Raw genomic sequence first — 17,001 nt, forward strand, 5'->3', positions numbered from 1 at the left:
ATGGTGACAGAAAACACAATTCCCTAATACTCGTTACTCTAGCTTAATGGTCGCATGCAATCCCCCAAGCTCCTGCTTCAACACAGAATATAGCCTTGAACCTGCCGGCTTTAGCGGATAGTCTGTTGCTTTGCAGAGAAGTCCGAAGGTCATATCGATCATGCTACCGCTTAATTCCCTCACCGCTGTTCCTGCCGGGACAGAACTGACCAGAAGTTGTGGCACAAGTGCAATCCCTAAATCGCTTTCCACATAAAATTTCAGAGCCGTCATGCTGCCAATTTCCATCGTATTTAACGTGGTTATTCCATATTCCTTCATGACCATTTCAAGTTTGCGACGATAGGGACAAGTAGCCGACGTAATAAGCAACCGCTGCCCCTGTAAATCCTCCGGCCCAATGTTTTCTTTTTCCGCAAGCGGGTGATTTTCAGGCATTAAAACTACAAATTTCTCCCTAAATAAAGGCTCAAAATATAGCTCTGTGCCCAAATCTGGTGTGGAACACAGCGCTAAGTCAATATCCCCCTTGAGAATACGCTCGCTTAAGGTAGGGGTATTTCCAAACTCAACAGAAACCCGAATGTTCGGATAATGGGTTAAGAAACGTTTTAAAATTCCTGGTAGTCGATAACTGGCAGTCGGTTCGGTCACTCCTATACGAATGTCGCCTGCGGTCCCTCTTTGCAGATTGTCCATATTTTCCTGCAATTGCTCCATATCCTTTACAATATGTAGACTTTGCTCGTAAAACATCCTGCCCGCTTCAGTTAACTTTATTTTCTTGCCCCGTTCGATCAGTTGAATTCCCATATCGGACTCCAGCTTCTGTATTTGCATCGTCACGGTAGATTGTGCATAATTCAACTCTTCCGCTGCACGCATAAAACTTCCGTAATTCACAATCATTTGAAATGTTTTGAGTGTTTTAATGTCCATTATCAGACTCCTGTATAAACAATTGATTCAATTTTATTGAATTATAAATTCATTTAATTCAATTATACAGAATACAATACCTCCTCTACAATGATACATATCAGATCGTATTATTTTTCAGACGCAAATGAACTGGATGGAGAAGGAGCGAATTTACATGGATTTACATCAAAAAGTAGCATTGGTTACAGGTGGAGGTACAGGAATTGGGAGAGCCGTGTGTATGGCCTTGGCAGATCGAAAAGCTACGGTAGTCGTAAACTATTCCCGCTCTAAAAACGATGCAGAGGAAACTGTACGTATGATCCTTGAAAAGGGCGGACGTGCTATCGCATTACAGGCAGATGTTTCCCGAGATCAGGAAGTTCGAACTATGGTTGACCAGATTGTCCAGCAATTCGGTACGATTAATATACTCGTGAATAACGCTAGCATTACACATCACATTCCGATGGATGATCTGGAGGCAGCCACGGAAGAGGTATGGGATGATCTATTTGATGTAAATGTAAAAGGCATGTTTTACTGTGCCAGAGCCGTAGCTCCTTTTATGAAGCGTAGTAAACAAGGAGCTATCGTCAATCTGGGAAGTATAGCAGGGCAAACAGGGCTAGGTTCTTCGCTTCCCTATGCGGTATCCAAAGCGGCCGTCCACGGGCTGACCAAATCTTTAGCACGGGCACTTGCGCCGGATATTCGCGTCAATTGCATCGTGCCGGGAGCTGTAGCGACAAGATGGTGGTCAGGCAGGGAAGAGCAAATGAAAACATTGGCTCCTCATTTACTCCTACAGCGCATTTCCACGCCCGAAGATATCGCCAGCATGATCTGCTCTGCTTTGGAACAGGAAGCCATGACAGGCCAGATTATTACGGTAGACAGCGGACAAACACTGTAAAGATATTGGGACTTCTGAGTAAAAACAAGCCGCCTTCTCAGACAGAAGGCGGCTTTTGAGCTATCGTATACCGTCGTTAAACTACGTTTTAGCTTAAAGATACCGCAATTCGTGTACCTTTCACGAATTTAGCAAATAAGTACCGAACAAGCGGCCCTACAATTAAGAGCTGCAGAGGGAAAGCAAAAATAAAATTCTTAAAAACTAAAGATAAGTAATTTTTAAATAATGAATCTCCCGAAAGACCATTAAAAAAGTAAGCTGTCCCCAATCCATAAAGTGACATACAGAGAACCATTCCAATGACCATACAGCATGAAAGGGACAGAATCACAAATACCTTTTTGGATTTATCGTATGGTAATGAGAAGGCTATTTTCTTTGCTAATGGACCGACAATAAATAGTTCCAATACGAAAGCAATGATAAAACATAAAATAAATTGAAAAACCATTAATTTTAGAGAGATTGTGCCAATCAAGTCATTTGTATATAGATTATAAAATGTCATGAATACGACCATCCCCAAGCACATCATGAAACCAAAGTAAAAATCTTCTTTCTTCGTCGTTGGCAATTCCATCATCCCTTCTGTGTACCTTGGTAATTATATAAATAGTCGAAACCTCCACATAAGTGAACTTTCTGTGAACTTTCTGTGAACTTTTTGGCAAACGTTTTCTTTTTTAGAATATAAGAAATAGGCATCGTTCAGCTCAACGATACCTTGGAATGTTGCAGTTCATATCCCTCAATGATCTGCTTTTAAATCTAAGCCAAATCTCTTCAGCTCAATAAAAACACCTTCCAATCGCTTCCCTTTTTCCGTTAACGAATATTCAACACGCGGGGGAACCTCGGCATATACCTTTCTCTCTAACAGACCGTTATCTTCAAGCTCTTTCAGGCGTAGGGAAAGCGTTTTGGGACTAATCCCCTTCATGGACTTCTGAAGTTGGCTGAATCTCAGTGTTCCTTCGATAAGCAGGTCACGGATGATTAAAAAAGTCCATTTCGTTCCGATCAAATCAAGTGTTTGGGCAATAGGGCACGGCTTGCCGGGTATTCCTTTGGTCAATTCAATAGGTTCTTGGTCGTGCATAGGAACTCCCCCAAAAATTATCTGTTAAATCCAATGATATCACAATAGTTCCTTTAGGGAAACTATATGAATTAAATATCACTACTTCCCTAAATAAACTTACTACATATACAATATCGCTGTAGCAACTAACGTTTTCTCTAATACAAGGAGGTGAAGAGATGAAAAATATACTAATCATTAACGGTCATCAAAAATATGATTCGTCTGAAGGGAAATTGAACCAAACATTGATAGACAATATGGTGCGTCTCTTAAGTGAAGAGAACAAAATCAAAATAACGTCTGTTCAAGACGGCTATACCCTCAGCGAAGAACAAGAAAAATTTTTATGGGCGGATGTAGTCATTTACCAAACCCCCATCTACTGGTTCAGCGTTCCTGGATTATTAAAGACTTATATGGATGAAGTCTATGCTTACGGTATATTCTTCACGGGTGCTCATGAATATGGGAGCGGAGGTTTATTAACCGACAAGAAATATATGTTCTCCACAACTTGGAATGCTCCGGAAAAAGCCTTTAATGATCCAACTCAATTTTTTAATGGGGCTAGTCTAGAAGCTGCACTCCGTCATTTGCATTCTGCGCATACATTTCTCGGTATGAAGCCCTTGAAAAGCTTTGCATGCTACGATGTTATTAAAAATCCAAATATACCCAAATTTATTGCTGATCTTGATACACATCTACAAGCCGTATTACATGATTAACAAATCCAGATGAATACTAGGAGGGAATCCATTTGCAAAACCAAAAGATTGTCATTATTGGTGGAAGCTCAGGTATTGGTTTAGAAACAGCTAAGCAAGTCATTTCGCTTGGAGCGGAAGTGGTAATCGCCAGCCGCTCGGAGGATAAATTGCACAAGGCCAAGGAAATGCTGGGCCCTCGTGCTGTAATACATATGCTGGACACGTCAGATGAGCAGCAGGTAAAATCTTTCTTCGAAAAAGTCGGCCCCTATGATCATCTTATCGTTAGCGCGGCAGAAACATCAGGTGGGTCATTCCTTCAGTCGGAGACAGATCAAGCCCGCAAGCTATTCGAAAACAAATTTTGGGGACAGTATTATGCAGCTAAATACGGGGCTTCCCAACTCTCAGCCGAGGGTTCCATTACCTTATTTTCAGGAGTGGTGGCTTACAAGCCGATGATCGGCTCCTCTGCGCTCGGTGCTGTGAATGCAGCCGTTTCGAATCTTGGTCAAACCTTGGCGTTAGAGCTTGCTCCCATCCGCGTGAATGTCGTCTCACCCGGCATTATTGACACACCTTCCCGTAGCAAAATGCCTGAAAATACACGCAATCAATTCTATGATACGGTCGCGCATAAGCTCCCTGTGAAGCGAGTTGGACTTGCGGAGGATGTTGCACGAGGCGTACTTTATTTGATTCAAAATCAGTTTGTGACCGGAACAGTCCTTCATGTGGATGGCGGACACATTTTAACATAAAAGCTTCGTCCTAAATCTGTCAGTCATTTACCAAAAAAAACGGAGAACGCTCCCGCACCTTGGCTTGGGCGTTCTCCTCCTTTTCTTATCCATGAATGATTTCACAAACTTTATCCTAATGATGTATACGACGTTTGTTTCTCAAGATGTTGCGAATCATCTTGTGATTGGGGAGCTGCCTGAACAACATATGTCCGGGATGCGGATTGGCCTCGATAATCCAAATTTGGCCGCTCTTCTCAATAGCAAGATCGATGCCCAACTCGCGAACCGGATGATTTTTATCTATCGTGTCGGCAATGATTCTAGAAAGCTCGGTGACCTGGTCCAGAATCTCTTTCATTTTTGTTCTGTCATTTTTAAAGACCCTTAAAAGCACTTTGGACAACGGCGCCGCATGTCCTCCCTTCCGATAGTTGGTAACGACTTTTCGAGGTGCAGCGACACGGCCGGTTATTCCTGAAATGACCCATTCCGATTCCGGCTTCTGCATATACACTCTGGCATCAAAAATCGAACCTTTGTACTTGGCTAACTTAAGTCCTTGCTGTACCAAATAACGGCGATGAGGTCTTCGATAGGTTCTAACTGCTCTTCTTACGGCGTGAGATCTAACGATTCTGCGACTGGAGCCACAACGAACCTCATATTTCCTCCCCAGCTTTTTCGCACGTATGATGCCAGTCCCTCCACTCCCATAATTAGGCTTGATGAAGACTGTGCGATAGGTATCCAGCATCCGTAAAGTCCTTGCATTACTGATCCAGCGGGTTTCGGGCAAGTGAGAACGTAAAATGGGATGTTGTCGCATTTCCTTGTATTGAATCATCTTTCCAATGGGCACGAATATCCCTCGATTCTGTTGGGTTTTTGCACACACTACATGAATATGCATCTATATTCTATCTTGGTAACGGCGAATGCCACAGTTTGCTATGAAGAGGCAAATCTCCCACTTTCTCAAGTCGAGTCTTCTTTGGTTTCAAGAGAGAGATGGACAATGTGTCTTTACATGACAAGATTATTGCAAATACCTATAAGGTTGATTCCAATAATATATTAGACCAATAACAATTCTGGATATATGATGTATTAAAAAATAACGTGAGGAGGAACGTTAACATGTCTATTTATGATTTTCAAGCAACCTCAATTAATGGGGAACCGATTGAACTCTCAGACTATAGAGGTAAGATTCTCCTTATTGTAAACACTGCCAGCATGTGTAGCTTCTCCAGTCAATTCACTGATCTGCAAAAGCTCTACGAAAAACGGAGGGAACAAGGTTTTGAAATCCTTGCATTTCCTTGTAACCAATTCAATAAAAAAGAGCCGGGTAGCAATTCGGAGGTTCAGGGAATTTGCCAAATTAACCATGGAGTAACCTTCCCACTATTTGAGAAGACGGATGTAAGAGGCTTATCTCTTCATCCTTTATTTCAATATCTGACCCAACAGGCACCGTTTCAAGGCTTCGATATCCAGACCAAAGACGGTCAATGGATGGAGGATTTCCTGCGGGATAAGTATCCGGATATATACGCTGGCGACGGTATCAAGTGGAATTTTTCTAAATTCTTGGTCGATCGCGATGGCCATGTGCAAGGGAGATTTGAAGTAACAACGGAGCCCTGGGCCATTGATCCCGTCATCGAATCGTTATTGTAGTATTTCTGTTCACTTCTTTGGATTCTTTAAAAAAAGGGTATCAAATGACAAAAACGTATATTTGTCATTTGATACCCTTTATGTTATCCTGACTTTAAGGAGGTGACTCACACGGCACTTGACCGTGTCCCTATGGAAAAATCCTCAGATGTGCTAACCAAGGAACAGATTCTTATCGCTACAGAAGACACACTTAGGCGTTTTGGTATAGCCAAAACCTCCGTGACCGATGTTGCCAAAGTATTGGGAGTAAGTCATGGTACCATTTACCGACACTTTAAAAGTAAAGCCGAGCTTCTTGAAGGTGTGACCGAAAAATGGCTGAATGAAAAGATTATCGGCCCGTTAACGGAGGTCTGTCAGAATTCATCTATACTGGGAACGCCACATTTAAAACGATATATACAGACCTTGGTCGAACTTAAGCAGTATTATGCCCGCGACGACGAGGAAATGTTTGAGATGTATACGAGGGTCACCGAGCAAGCGGCTGATTTAATCGACCAGCATATCGCCCACATTGTGGATCAGCTCGCTGATATCATTATACGCGGAGACATCACATCGGATCAGCCAGCCCAACTGGCGCGTACCCTTTTCTATGCCACAGCCCGTTTTCATCATCCCGCTCATGCTTACGAATGGAAGAATCCCGTGATTAATCGGGAGTTTTCGGATGTGTGGATGCTTTTAGAAAAAGGAATCACTTAAAATAGATATGGAAGGAAGGTCCAAACACATATGAAGCATTTGGACGGAAAAACAGCAATTATCACCGGGTCCTCTAGAGGAATTGGACGTGCCATTGCCGAGCAACTGGCTGATCTGGGCGCTAATGTAGTCATCAATTATGCCAGCAGTCCGGACAAAGCTCAAAAAGTCGTGGAGAGGATTATTCAAAAAGGCGGCAAAGCCATAGCACTTCACGCTGATCTGGGCAAAATGAGTGATATTGAAGCATTATTTACAAATACGATTGCTGAATTCGGTAAAGTGGATATTCTGGTTAACAACGCTGGGCTGATGATCACCCAACCTCTGGCTGAGGTAACCGAAGCTGACTTTGACAAACAATTCGCACTGAATGTAAAGGGCACCTTCTTTGCCTGTCAGCAAGCCATGAAATATATGGAGAACTACGGAAGAATCGTGAACCTGTCCACATCCGTGATCGGACAAATGTTCCCGACCTATAGCGTATACGCAGGTACCAAGGGCGCAGTGGAGCAATTTACCCGTCAGCTAGCCAAGGAATTCGGAAGCAAACAAATTACGATCAACGCCGTGGCTCCCGGTCCTGTGAACACCGAGCTTTTCCAAGCTGGAAAAACCGAGCAGCAAATCGAAGGCATGAAAAAAATGAATGCTATGGGTCGGCTCGGCGAACCGGAAGATATCGCTGATGTGATTGAGTTTCTGGTCAGCGCCAAATCACAGTGGGTTACCGGGCAGACAATCCGCGTCAATGGCGGGTTCATCTAAAAAGCTGGAATACATGGAATGGAGGTTATTACGTTCATGATGTTACACAAAGGTGAGACCTTATTTCGACAAGGAGAATCTGGCCCTTTATATCACCTCAAGAGCGGCTTGTTAAAAATTGTCCGAGTCCATGAAGACGGCTCGCAAATTTTAGTTAATGTGATTGTGCCCGATGAAATCATCCCGCACCACTCCCTGATCAGCCCCAATCCTTATTATGGTACAGCAGTCGCGCTGGTAACCTCTGAGGTTGAGGTTCTGTCACAAAAAGAATGGTATCAGGCGCTGGAGCAAGACCCGACTCAATGTCGGGCTATCGCTTTACAGCTACAGGATAAGTTGCGCATGATGCAGCAACGAATTGACCAGCTCACCGAGGTGTCACCTGCCGAAAAGCTTCGGAAGCTTCAACGCTGGTTCCACTCCTACATCGCACCCGCCACGTTAACGGACGTGCTGACGCAGGAGGAAATCGGCCAGTTTATCGGGCTACGCCGGGAGACGATTAATCGGCTATTGCGTGCTTCAAGCGCTCCTTCTGCAAAAGATGATGACGATAATGCATCTCGATGAGCGAAAACCACTCTCCAGCATTCAACGCGCCGAATCTGGGATGAGAGACGGTAGAAAGCCCTGTTGATTTCCCAACGATCGGCTCAATCTCTCTCATTTTACGGATCACAGCATTTAAACCCTCCACAATTTCTTCTTTGCTCGTCGGTTGTGGGGGAGTATACTGCGGAGATGGTGGAACTTGGATACGTATGGGCGGAAACCCTCCTAGATTAAAAACGGCCGTACCCGCCTCCGTTTTAACCCCTGTCTCCCCATTAGGCTGTAGACAAACATCAATGTTCTTCAGGTGCATATACAGAGCAGAGTTCACCAAATGAAGATACATTTGTCCAAGCGACCATTGGTCCTCCTGCGGTGTGTACTGCAATTGCTCCAAGCTAAAGCTGTCCAATTCAAGAAGATAGTGTTGTGCCGTTTCTTCAAAACGCTGCAATGTTTCGGTTGTATTCATATATTAGTGACTGCCCCTCTCTATTAAAGTAGCTTTACTATACAAAAATGCTACTGACAGCATTATGTCAGTAGCATTTCAACATTTTTTCCACTTCCGCACGTATCCGCTCCCGGAGCGACTCAGGCTCCAGCACAACCATATCCGCGCCCCATCCAAGTATCCATTGCAGTAATTCCTCCGGCTGTCTAACGCGGAAAAGTATATGCAATCCATCTGCACGCTCCTCTATAGCCTCCATATAAAAGTTGTTCGCTTCCTTCACCTTATCTGCGATATCGGAGCGTGCTAGTATGCGAACAGTCACATGACGGTCATCGGTTTGCTTATAATCCTGCAAATGAAAATCGACAGGCAAATGAAACCTGTCCTCCAGTACCATAAGCTCGTCCATACGTGACAGACGGAAATGGCGAAGCTGCTGCCGCAATTCACATTGCCCGATTAATACCCACGAACCACGAAGCAATACCAGACCATAGGGAGCGACCACACGCACACTTTGACGATTCCCGTCAGCCTCTGGCATTCTTTTGGAGTAACCAAACCGTACCATTCGTTTTTCCAATACAGCAAGACGCAGCGTTTCCAAGTAGGTTTTCTCTCTATGGTTTGCCCCTTCACCCACAGCGAGTAATCTCATGGTTGTACGCACCCGGGAAACTTCCCTGCGGACGCTCTCTGGTAAAATGGCTTCAATTTTCCTGCGGGAGGTTTGCGCCTTGATACCGTAGTCTGTATCAAATTTTTGTTCGATAAAATCCGTCCCGATTAGCAACGCCACAGCCTCTTCTGCGGTAAAGCTCACTGGGGGCAGGAAATACCCCTCCATCAAGGAATATCCAATGCCCGGTGCTCCTACAATCGGTACGCCCGATTCGCTTAGAGCCTGAATATCCCGATAGATGGTTCTCACACTCGTTTCGAATATAGCTGCCAAATCCTCAGCTCGTAAAATATCCTTACGCTGCAACTCTAGCAAGATCGCTAGCAAACGATCTGTTTTGTTCATACCATGGCCCCTCTCTGGAAGGATCTAAAATGCAGAAATACAAAAAAGCAATAAGGGCAGTACAGTCACTGCGACTTATTGCTCTTTTTTTCATACGGAAGTTACTCCATTACTTAAAAAATACTTTTTCAACGTTATATTTAGCCTTTTGTGAATTGATAATGTAGGTTTCATAAATTTCTCGCTCTACCGCATCTTCTACAATACAAACCTCGATAATCGCAACCTCATTCCGCTTGTCCTTGATCGGCGATACGTTATCTTCAAAATGCTTTTTGATTCTTGGTCTTAGCTTTCTTGCTTTACCAACGAACAGCAGTTCCTCCTGCGCATTGTAAAACATAAAGATACCCGCCTTATCTCTAGGGATCAGGTGAAAGTCGGTAAACCCGTAAATATGGCTGAGCTCAGGGTTAACCTGTTTGGTAATCGTGATATCCGGAGTTGGAATTGTTATATTAATCACTATGTCACTTCCTCATTCTATATAGGTGTAAATATTATCACAAATCCTGCGGTAACACCATTCAAGATAATCAGGGAGTGTCCCCTGGAACAGGCTTCGTCGTTTTCTCAACGATTCTTTCCAGTACCCAGACAAGTACCCCCACTGCAAGGCTGGCGATGACCGCCATAATCGCCGATCCGCCAGCATGTAGCAGCAACACGGGAACCCAAAGCAATCCGAGCAAACGATGTACGGTCCGCATCCACTTGTTACGAACTTTGTTAATGAAGAAGCCATACCCGGCGATCGCCAGCAGAATGACAAATCCCGCAATCCCGGTATAGGTTTTGTTATCTTGAAGCTTGGTTATCAAAAAATAAATACCATGAGCGGCAATCAGGATCAAGGTCGCCCAACCCAGAAGTTTATGGAGGGAATGTAACAACCGCCCGGCTCTTCTAACCAACATTGATGGCGATCTTAGCTTCTTCTTAAACCAGAACCAAGAGAAAGCGGCCGCACCAAGAAATACGGAAATCGTACCCAAAGTCTTGAATATTTCCCCGTTGCCCCCACGCCCTTCTCCACGAGGATGTACGCCCACAGGCCCTGTAGACCCACCTTCTGATAGCCGTGGGCCAGGTCCACCGCCGGAGAGCGATGACATGTAGTAATAGTAGATGACGAGTAGAACTGCTACCGTAACTGCAATCATAGCTGGAATCCAAACGGCCCTTTTCGTCTTCATTTGTTATACATCCTTCCTAGGAAAATTGCCTTGAGTGTACCTGGTCAAGCTTAAAACAAGATTAAAGCAAGCTGAAAGTATTCCTTTTACCTCAGTCAGTATCGAGGATGGTCGTAATAACGTTAATACAGGCACCGTAATAGATAGAAATCTATGAATTCCCTACTATGCGAGCACGCCGGTTTCCGTTACAATATGTCAGTGTGATTCTGGCATCGGCAGATTGACGCGTATTTGAACATTATTGGAGGCTTCTATTTTTTCATGCAAAATGAATCTCATGCTAACGTAAAAATCATAACGGCCGATCCGAGTGCGATCGGCCTGTTTGGCTTGGCTATTGTAACACTTGTAGCTTCATCCCAAAAGCTTGGTCTCACTGAAGGCTTGAGCTTTATTATCCCTTGGGCTATTTTCCTTGGTGCCTTTGCACAGCTGTTTGCCTGCATTCAGGATGCAAAGCATAACAATACCTTTGGCATGACGGCATTTGGTGCTTACGCCTTCTTCTGGTTAGCCGTAGCTAGTAGCTGGATGATTAAAATGGGCGTATTCGGCTCAGAGCTGGCATCTGCTGTAGATGGCAAACAGCTCGGCTTTGCCTTTGCCGGCTATCTCATCTTCACGCTCTTCATGACCATTGGAGCCATGGAGACGCACAAGGTCCTATTTTTTATTTTTGTGTTGATTGATTTTCTATTCCTCGGCCTTAGCTTCGATGCATTCGGCATCGCCCCAGAGGTGTTCCATACCATCGCCGCTTATGCTGAAATGGGCATTGGTCTACTCTCGCTGTACGGTACAGGAGCTGCCGTTCTGAATGCACATTTTGGCCGAACATTTCTGCCCGTAGGACGTCCTTTCGGCATTTTCAAACCACGTCCTTAGCTGCATATTTAAACCCACAAAGCCTCCTTTCGCGCCGATCCGCGTTAAGGACGGCTTTGTTTCCTTTCCATCACTCCCCCCTGTATCAAAAAAATACTAAAGAGAGTCGTTTAGTGAATATAAAACCCCACAATGATAACAATATACATAAATTGTAATCAAAGGGGTTTTTGTAAAAATGACACAAAGCAAATCTCGTATCGCATTTCCGCAATTTCCCGAATCGTATTGGTTAGCTTCCACTGACATCCCTAACTTCCCCAAACTTAGTGAGGATATTCAGGTGGATGTTGCCATTGTAGGTGCGGGGATTACCGGTATTACCACTGCTTATTTACTTTCTAAAAAAGGATTAAACGTCGCCGTCGTCGACGCAGGGCGGATACTTCATGGGACAACCGGTCATACTACCGCCAAAATTACCGCACAGCATGATTTGATCTACAGCGAGTTTATTTCCCATTTTGGCAAGGAAAAAACCCGGCTCTATTACGAAGCCAACCACAACGCTCTTCAATTTATCAAACAAACGGTAGAAGAGTTTAATATTGATTGTCAATTTACAGAAGAAGATGCCTACGTTTATACATGTGAAGATACGTACGTTGGAAAAATCGACGACGAATATAAAGCTTACGAGCAACTTGTCATCCCGGGAAGTTATGTCGAACAAACGCCTCTGCCGTTTTCAACTAAAGCAGCTATTAAGATGAAAAACCAGGCCCAGTTTAATCCTGTACCTTTCTTAAGATATTTGGCAAACCAAGTCATCCGTCAGGGCGGGGAAATTTATGAGCAAACCACCGTTGTAGATGTGGAAAAAGGAAACCCTGCCATCATTACAACCAGCGACGGAAAGAAGATTACCTGCAACCATGTCGTATCCTCCTCACATTTTCCATTCAATGATCCCAACGGTCTTTATTTTGCGCGATTGCATGCCGAGCGGTCTTATGTACTCGCGGTCAAAACCGATAAAATCTATCCAGGTGGTATGTATCTAAGTGCAGAAACCCCAAAACGTTCACTTCGCTCCGTAATGGTAAACGGAGAACCAATGGTTATCGTCGGTGGGGAAGGTCACAAAACAGGACAAGGAATCTGTACTTTCCAGTACTATGAAGCTTTACAAAAGTTCGCGGAGCAAACATTTGGATTAAAGGAGATCGTTTATCGCTGGTCGGCCCAAGACTTGTATACGCTAGACAAGCTCCCTTATATTGGGCAGGAACTATCCAACACCTCTAACATCCTCGTTGCTACGGGTTATAGAAAATGGGGGATGACCACAAGTGTAGCGGCAGCCTTATTAAATACGAATCTGATTACCAGAGAGGAAAGCCCCTACCAGGATCTTTTCTCCCCTTCAAGGTTTCATATGGACCCCGACATTAAAACATTTGTAACTCAAAATGCAAATGTGGCTAAACATTTGATTGCTGGAAAGTTAGACATCAGCTACAAAAAAGCCGAAGAACTGGAACACGACGAAGGGTCGGTCATCCGGGTAAACGGCAAAAGAGCAGGCGCATACCGAGACCCACAAGGAGCATTGCACCTAGTGGACACGACATGCACCCATATGGGTTGCGAAGTCGAGTGGAATGAAGCGGAAAGAACATGGGATTGCCCTTGTCATGGCTCTCGCTTTTCATATCAAGGCGAAGTCATTGAAGGACCGGCCAAAAAAGCACTTGGCAAGGTTGAAGCCGAATAGCACGATCCTTTCGAATAAACCTAGTTAGGCTGGATAACATACCTTTGAGAAACATAAAAGAAAGGTGATCCGATGATAAACCAACAGTCTACATTAGCGGCGCATGAGTCCTTAGAAATCCACGAAGCGCTTAATTTTAAAACGTTATGCTTAGCCAAGTCCAAATTAATGCAGGGCTTGGTATTCGATCAAGAGCTAAAGGATTTAATGGAAAAAGATGTTCAACAATCTATACAAGCTATTGCCGATTTGCAAGCATTGTATGTTAAAGCACCGTTTCAGGCACCTGTTCCAGAATTCAGACCAACACCAATCTTAAATTGAGGTGAATGATGTGACATTAGATCAGACCCAGTCCGCTAAAATGGATTATGTGGATCCAAAAAACTCATTAAACATGCCAGAAATGGCAGACACGACCTTAGCGATGGATTTTCTGATTCGCGTCAAGGAAGGAGTTCGAAATACAGCCGTAGCCTTGACGGAAACCGTCTCTCCAGATGCCAGAACTCTGTTGCGCAATCAACTGCATCAAGGCATCGCTCTTCATCAGGAAATTACTGATCTTATGGTACGAAAAAAATGGTTTCATCCCTATGATCTGCAAAAGCAGTATCAATTAGATCAACTATCAGCCAACAAGACGGTGGACATCAGTAAAATGAAACTGTTCCCAGACGATACCACCCGCAAGGGTATGTTTGATCGCACGCCGGACGAACATATGGGAGGAAACCAGGCATGAAAGCAGTGACCTACCAAGGTATCAAAAACGTTGTGGTTAAAGAGGTTCCGGACCCAAGTATTCAAAAAGCCGACGATGCGATTGTCAGACTGACGACAACCGCTATTTGTGGTTCAGATCTGCATCTCATTCATGGAATGATTCCGAATCTACAGGAAGATTATGTAATTGGTCATGAGCCGATGGGGGTTGTAGAGGAAGTTGGCAGCGGCGTAACCAACTTAAAAAAGGGAGACCGCGTGATCATTCCGTTCAACATAGCGTGCGGTGAATGCTTTTATTGTAAAAACCAATTGGAAAGTCAATGTGATCATTCTAATGAGCATGGAGAAATGGGCGGTTTTTTCGGCTATTCAGGAACAACTGGTGGATATCCGGGTGGACAAGCTGAATATTTACGTGTGCCTTTTGCCAACTTCACTCACTTCAAAATTCCGGAGAGTTGTGAACATCCTGACGAGAAGCTTTGCCTGATTGCTGATGCCATGACTACTGCATTTTGGAGCGTCGATAATGCCGGAGTAAAGAAGGGGGATACTGTCATTGTTATTGGCTGTGGACCGGTAGGTCTGCTAGCCCAGAAGTTCGCCTGGTTCAAAGGGGCAAAACGAGTCATTGCGGCAGACTACCTGGATTATCGTCTGCAACATGCGAAGCGTACAAATCATGTGGAAATTGTTAATGTAGAATCGCAAGAAAACGTCGGCAACTACCTCAAAGAGATAACCAAAGGAGGCGCAGACGTAGTTATTGACTGCTCCGGCATGAGCGGTAAAATGTCTCCGCTGGAATCTCTCGCTTCCGGTCTCAAGCTTCACGGCGGAGCTTTAGGAGGACTAGTCATAGCTACACAGGCTGTGCGCAAAGGTGGCACCATTCAAGTTACCGGAGTCTACGGCGGACGATATAACGGTTTTCCTTTGGGAGACATTTTTCAGCGAAATGTTAATTTACGTACGGGACAGGCTCCCGTTATTCACTATATGCCATATATGTATGAGCTGATTGATACGGGAAAGGTGGACCCAGGAGACGTTGTTACACACGTCATTCCGTTAAGCGACGCCAAACGTGGATATGAAATTTTTGATACCAGACAGGACAATTGCATCAAAGTTGTACTTAAACCTTAACTATATATTGGAGCATTGGAGGTAAACGTCATATGGTGTATGGCCTGCACGAAACACTTGAAGTCCATGAATTGTCAGCGTTCAAAACAGTGTGTCTTACCAAGTCTAAAACCATGCAAGCATTAATCTCTGATCCAACTCTCAAAGCTATATTACAGCAGGATGTTGACTTATCGACCCGCCAATTACAAGAACTCGGTACCCTCTTAGATCAAGCCATCTCACAGGAGGTTAAGCCATGAATACACTGTTGGAGCATTTGACCGGACTGCATACCTTAACGGACCAAGTCATTGCAGCCGATTTTCTGAACGCGGCCAAAAGCGGTGTGAGAAATTACGCTATGGCCGTAACAGAAGCGGGAACTCCAGAAATTAAGGCAATTCTTACGAAGCAACTGGATGAGGCTATTGATATGCATGAGCAGATTTCAACATACATGATCGAACGTGGCTGGTATCACCCATGGAACGTAAAAGAGCAGCTTACGATGGATCTACAAAATATCAATACTGCATTGCAAGCCCCTGTTTTATAAAGATAGGACGCTCACTTCGGTCGTACATTCCTGACCGTAGGACGTCCCTTGGGAATTTTAAAAGCACATCCTTAGCAGTATATGTAAACCCACAAAGCCGCCTTTCACGTCGATACGCGTTAAGGGCGGCTTTTGGGATTAACATGTTATCTTAATTATTCGGCTTGCCAATTCGGCATCCGTTCTGCAGGATAACGAAGACCCGCTGCCATTCCTTTTGGAATAATTGCGTTAATAGCTTCCATTTCCTGTGCGGATAAAACAACATCGACGGATCCTGCATTTTCCTCTAAATACGTAACCCGCTTGGTTCCTGGAATCGGTACAATTCCCTCTTGCGCAAGCAGCCATGCCAACGCCAGTTGAGAAGGTTTGACCCCTTTTTGGGCGGCAAGGTCCTTAACATGCTGCACGAGATCCAGATTTTTCTGGAAATTCTCAGGTTGAAAACGTGGCACAGAGCGACGGAAATCATCTTCTGCAAAATCATCAAACTTCTGAATTTGTCCGCTCAAAAAGCCGCGTCCAAGTGGACTGTAGGCCACAAACTCGATGCCTAGTTCCTTACACGCCGGTATAACTTCATCTTCTGCTTCTCGGCTCCATAAGGAGTATTCCGTTTGCAGCGCTGTAATCGGATGTACCTTGTGAGCGCGTCGAATGAGCCCAGGAGAAGCTTCGGACAGCCCCAAATAGCGGACTTTTCCCGCTTGAACCAAGTCACTCATCGCACCAACTGTTTCCTCGATAGGCACATTCGGATCAACACGATGCTGGTAGTACAGATCAATCACATCTACACCCAGTCTTTGCAGGCTGCGATCACATGCCTCTTTTACGTATTCGGGACGGCCACTTACACCCATAAATGCGCCATCTTCCCCACGCATAATGGAAAATTTAGTGGCTAATACGACTTCGTCGCGGCGGCTCCGCAGGACTTGGCTAATCAGTTTTTCATTTTCCCCCACACCATAGACATCGGCAGTATCCCAAAAGTTTATCCCTAGCTCCAGCGCACGATGAAGTGTTTTGATCGACTCCTGCTCATTCAACTCACCGTAATATTCGGACATTCCCATGCAGCCCAGACCCAGTGCAGATACTTGAAGGTCACTGTTACCCAGTTGTTTCTTTTTCAATTTCTATCACTCCTAAATTGTCAGAATAGTCATCGTATTTCCTAAGCACCACGTCACA

General features: G+C 44.5%; 23 protein-coding genes. 14 read left to right on the forward strand and 9 right to left on the reverse strand.

Annotated elements, in window-relative coordinates; genetic code table 11:
- Positions 1–33: 33 nt before the first annotated feature.
- Positions 34–939 (reverse strand): LysR family transcriptional regulator, encoded by a 906-nt coding sequence (locus MKY16_RS24400; protein ID WP_340957439.1) that lies wholly within the window; start codon positions 937–939, stop codon positions 34–36.
- A 157-nt stretch (positions 940–1,096) separates the two neighbouring features.
- On the opposite strand from MKY16_RS24400, the gene MKY16_RS24405 reads away from it, so the two are divergent.
- Positions 1,097–1,837, forward strand: a complete 741-nt coding sequence (locus tag MKY16_RS24405; RefSeq protein WP_029518825.1) for an SDR family NAD(P)-dependent oxidoreductase — start codon at positions 1,097–1,099, stop codon at positions 1,835–1,837.
- An 88-nt stretch (positions 1,838–1,925) separates the two neighbouring features.
- Here the strand turns inward: MKY16_RS24405 and MKY16_RS24410 are convergent, their stop codons facing one another.
- Positions 1,926–2,414 (reverse strand): hypothetical protein, encoded by a 489-nt coding sequence (locus MKY16_RS24410; RefSeq protein WP_340957441.1) that lies wholly within the window; start codon positions 2,412–2,414, stop codon positions 1,926–1,928.
- Between the two features lie 174 nt (positions 2,415–2,588).
- Positions 2,589–2,939 (reverse strand): winged helix-turn-helix transcriptional regulator, encoded by a 351-nt coding sequence (locus tag MKY16_RS24415; RefSeq protein ID WP_029518827.1) that lies wholly within the window; start codon positions 2,937–2,939, stop codon positions 2,589–2,591.
- A gap of 161 nt (positions 2,940–3,100) precedes the next feature.
- Between MKY16_RS24415 and MKY16_RS24420 the strand changes: the two genes are divergently transcribed.
- Positions 3,101–3,652, forward strand: coding sequence for an NAD(P)H-dependent oxidoreductase (locus MKY16_RS24420; RefSeq protein WP_069012287.1), 552 nt, complete (start codon positions 3,101–3,103; stop codon positions 3,650–3,652).
- Between the two features lie 32 nt (positions 3,653–3,684).
- On the forward strand, positions 3,685–4,395 hold the full coding sequence (locus MKY16_RS24425) for an SDR family oxidoreductase (RefSeq protein ID WP_340957444.1): 711 nt from the start codon (positions 3,685–3,687) through the stop codon (positions 4,393–4,395).
- 115 nt (positions 4,396–4,510) lie between these two features.
- Here MKY16_RS24425 and MKY16_RS24430 read toward each other — a convergent pair whose 3' ends face one another.
- Positions 4,511–5,239, reverse strand: a complete 729-nt coding sequence (locus tag MKY16_RS24430; protein ID WP_029518831.1) for a YheC/YheD family protein — start codon at positions 5,237–5,239, stop codon at positions 4,511–4,513.
- A gap of 278 nt (positions 5,240–5,517) precedes the next feature.
- Between MKY16_RS24430 and MKY16_RS24435 the strand changes: the two genes are divergently transcribed.
- The 4 genes from MKY16_RS24435 to MKY16_RS24450 all read left to right on the forward strand — a co-directional run bounded on the left by MKY16_RS24435 (position 5,518) and on the right by MKY16_RS24450 (position 8,118).
- Positions 5,518–6,063: a glutathione peroxidase gene (locus tag MKY16_RS24435; RefSeq protein ID WP_165145594.1), complete on the forward strand. Its 546-nt coding sequence runs from the start codon at positions 5,518–5,520 to the stop codon at positions 6,061–6,063.
- Between the two features lie 132 nt (positions 6,064–6,195).
- Positions 6,196–6,774: a TetR/AcrR family transcriptional regulator gene (locus MKY16_RS24440; protein ID WP_029518833.1), complete on the forward strand. Its 579-nt coding sequence runs from the start codon at positions 6,196–6,198 to the stop codon at positions 6,772–6,774.
- Positions 6,775–6,804: 30 nt separating this feature from the next.
- A complete protein-coding gene (locus MKY16_RS24445) occupies positions 6,805–7,545 on the forward strand; it encodes an SDR family oxidoreductase (protein ID WP_029518834.1) in 741 nt (246 codons plus the stop codon).
- A 36-nt stretch (positions 7,546–7,581) separates the two neighbouring features.
- Entirely contained in the window at positions 7,582–8,118 is a 537-nt protein-coding gene (locus MKY16_RS24450; RefSeq protein WP_029518835.1) for a Crp/Fnr family transcriptional regulator, read from the forward strand.
- On the opposite strand, the gene MKY16_RS24455 is transcribed toward MKY16_RS24450, so the two are convergent.
- The 4 genes from MKY16_RS24455 to MKY16_RS24470 all read right to left on the reverse strand — a co-directional run bounded on the left by MKY16_RS24455 (position 8,051) and on the right by MKY16_RS24470 (position 10,780).
- Positions 8,051–8,572 (reverse strand): DinB family protein, encoded by a 522-nt coding sequence (locus MKY16_RS24455; RefSeq protein ID WP_080658672.1) that lies wholly within the window; start codon positions 8,570–8,572, stop codon positions 8,051–8,053. The two genes, MKY16_RS24450 and MKY16_RS24455, sit on opposite strands and share 68 nt — an antisense overlap.
- A gap of 67 nt (positions 8,573–8,639) precedes the next feature.
- A complete protein-coding gene (locus tag MKY16_RS24460) occupies positions 8,640–9,584 on the reverse strand; it encodes a helix-turn-helix transcriptional regulator (protein WP_029518836.1) in 945 nt (314 codons plus the stop codon).
- Positions 9,585–9,693: 109 nt separating this feature from the next.
- The gene (locus MKY16_RS24465) at positions 9,694–10,050 is read right to left on the reverse strand and encodes a nucleotide excision repair endonuclease (RefSeq protein ID WP_069012290.1); all 357 of its coding nucleotides are present in this window, start codon (positions 10,048–10,050) and stop codon (positions 9,694–9,696) included.
- Positions 10,051–10,120: 70 nt separating this feature from the next.
- A complete protein-coding gene (locus tag MKY16_RS24470; RefSeq protein WP_029518838.1) occupies positions 10,121–10,780 on the reverse strand; it encodes a hypothetical protein in 660 nt (219 codons plus the stop codon).
- Positions 10,781–11,044: 264 nt separating this feature from the next.
- On the opposite strand from MKY16_RS24470, the gene MKY16_RS24475 reads away from it, so the two are divergent.
- The 7 genes from MKY16_RS24475 (at position 11,045) to MKY16_RS24505 (ending at position 15,801) form a co-directional block, all read left to right on the forward strand.
- The gene (locus MKY16_RS24475; protein ID WP_029518839.1) at positions 11,045–11,668 is read left to right on the forward strand and encodes an acetate uptake transporter; all 624 of its coding nucleotides are present in this window, start codon (positions 11,045–11,047) and stop codon (positions 11,666–11,668) included.
- A gap of 178 nt (positions 11,669–11,846) precedes the next feature.
- Positions 11,847–13,385 (forward strand): FAD-dependent oxidoreductase, encoded by a 1,539-nt coding sequence (locus MKY16_RS24480; protein WP_340957449.1) that lies wholly within the window; start codon positions 11,847–11,849, stop codon positions 13,383–13,385.
- Between the two features lie 72 nt (positions 13,386–13,457).
- Entirely contained in the window at positions 13,458–13,709 is a 252-nt protein-coding gene (locus MKY16_RS24485; protein WP_039271973.1) for a hypothetical protein, read from the forward strand.
- Between the two features lie 40 nt (positions 13,710–13,749).
- Positions 13,750–14,130, forward strand: a complete 381-nt coding sequence (locus MKY16_RS24490; protein ID WP_039272188.1) for a spore coat protein — start codon at positions 13,750–13,752, stop codon at positions 14,128–14,130.
- Complete coding sequence (locus MKY16_RS24495; protein WP_029518843.1) at positions 14,127–15,263, forward strand: zinc-dependent alcohol dehydrogenase; 1,137 nt, start codon at positions 14,127–14,129, stop codon at positions 15,261–15,263. Before MKY16_RS24490 ends, MKY16_RS24495 begins: the two co-directional genes overlap by 4 nt.
- Positions 15,264–15,295: 32 nt before the next feature.
- Positions 15,296–15,505: a hypothetical protein gene (locus MKY16_RS24500; RefSeq protein ID WP_029518844.1), complete on the forward strand. Its 210-nt coding sequence runs from the start codon at positions 15,296–15,298 to the stop codon at positions 15,503–15,505.
- Positions 15,502–15,801, forward strand: a complete 300-nt coding sequence (locus MKY16_RS24505; protein WP_029518845.1) for a spore coat protein — start codon at positions 15,502–15,504, stop codon at positions 15,799–15,801. The genes MKY16_RS24500 and MKY16_RS24505 overlap by 4 nt, the downstream gene beginning before the upstream one ends.
- Positions 15,802–15,956: 155 nt before the next feature.
- Here MKY16_RS24505 and MKY16_RS24510 read toward each other — a convergent pair whose 3' ends face one another.
- Complete coding sequence (locus MKY16_RS24510; protein ID WP_029518846.1) at positions 15,957–16,943, reverse strand: aldo/keto reductase; 987 nt, start codon at positions 16,941–16,943, stop codon at positions 15,957–15,959.
- Between the last annotated feature and the right edge of the window lie 58 nt (positions 16,944–17,001).

The sequence above is a fragment of the Paenibacillus sp. FSL L8-0641 genome (assembly GCF_038006265.1).
GTDB lineage: Bacteria > Bacillota > Bacilli > Paenibacillales > Paenibacillaceae > Paenibacillus > Paenibacillus polymyxa_D.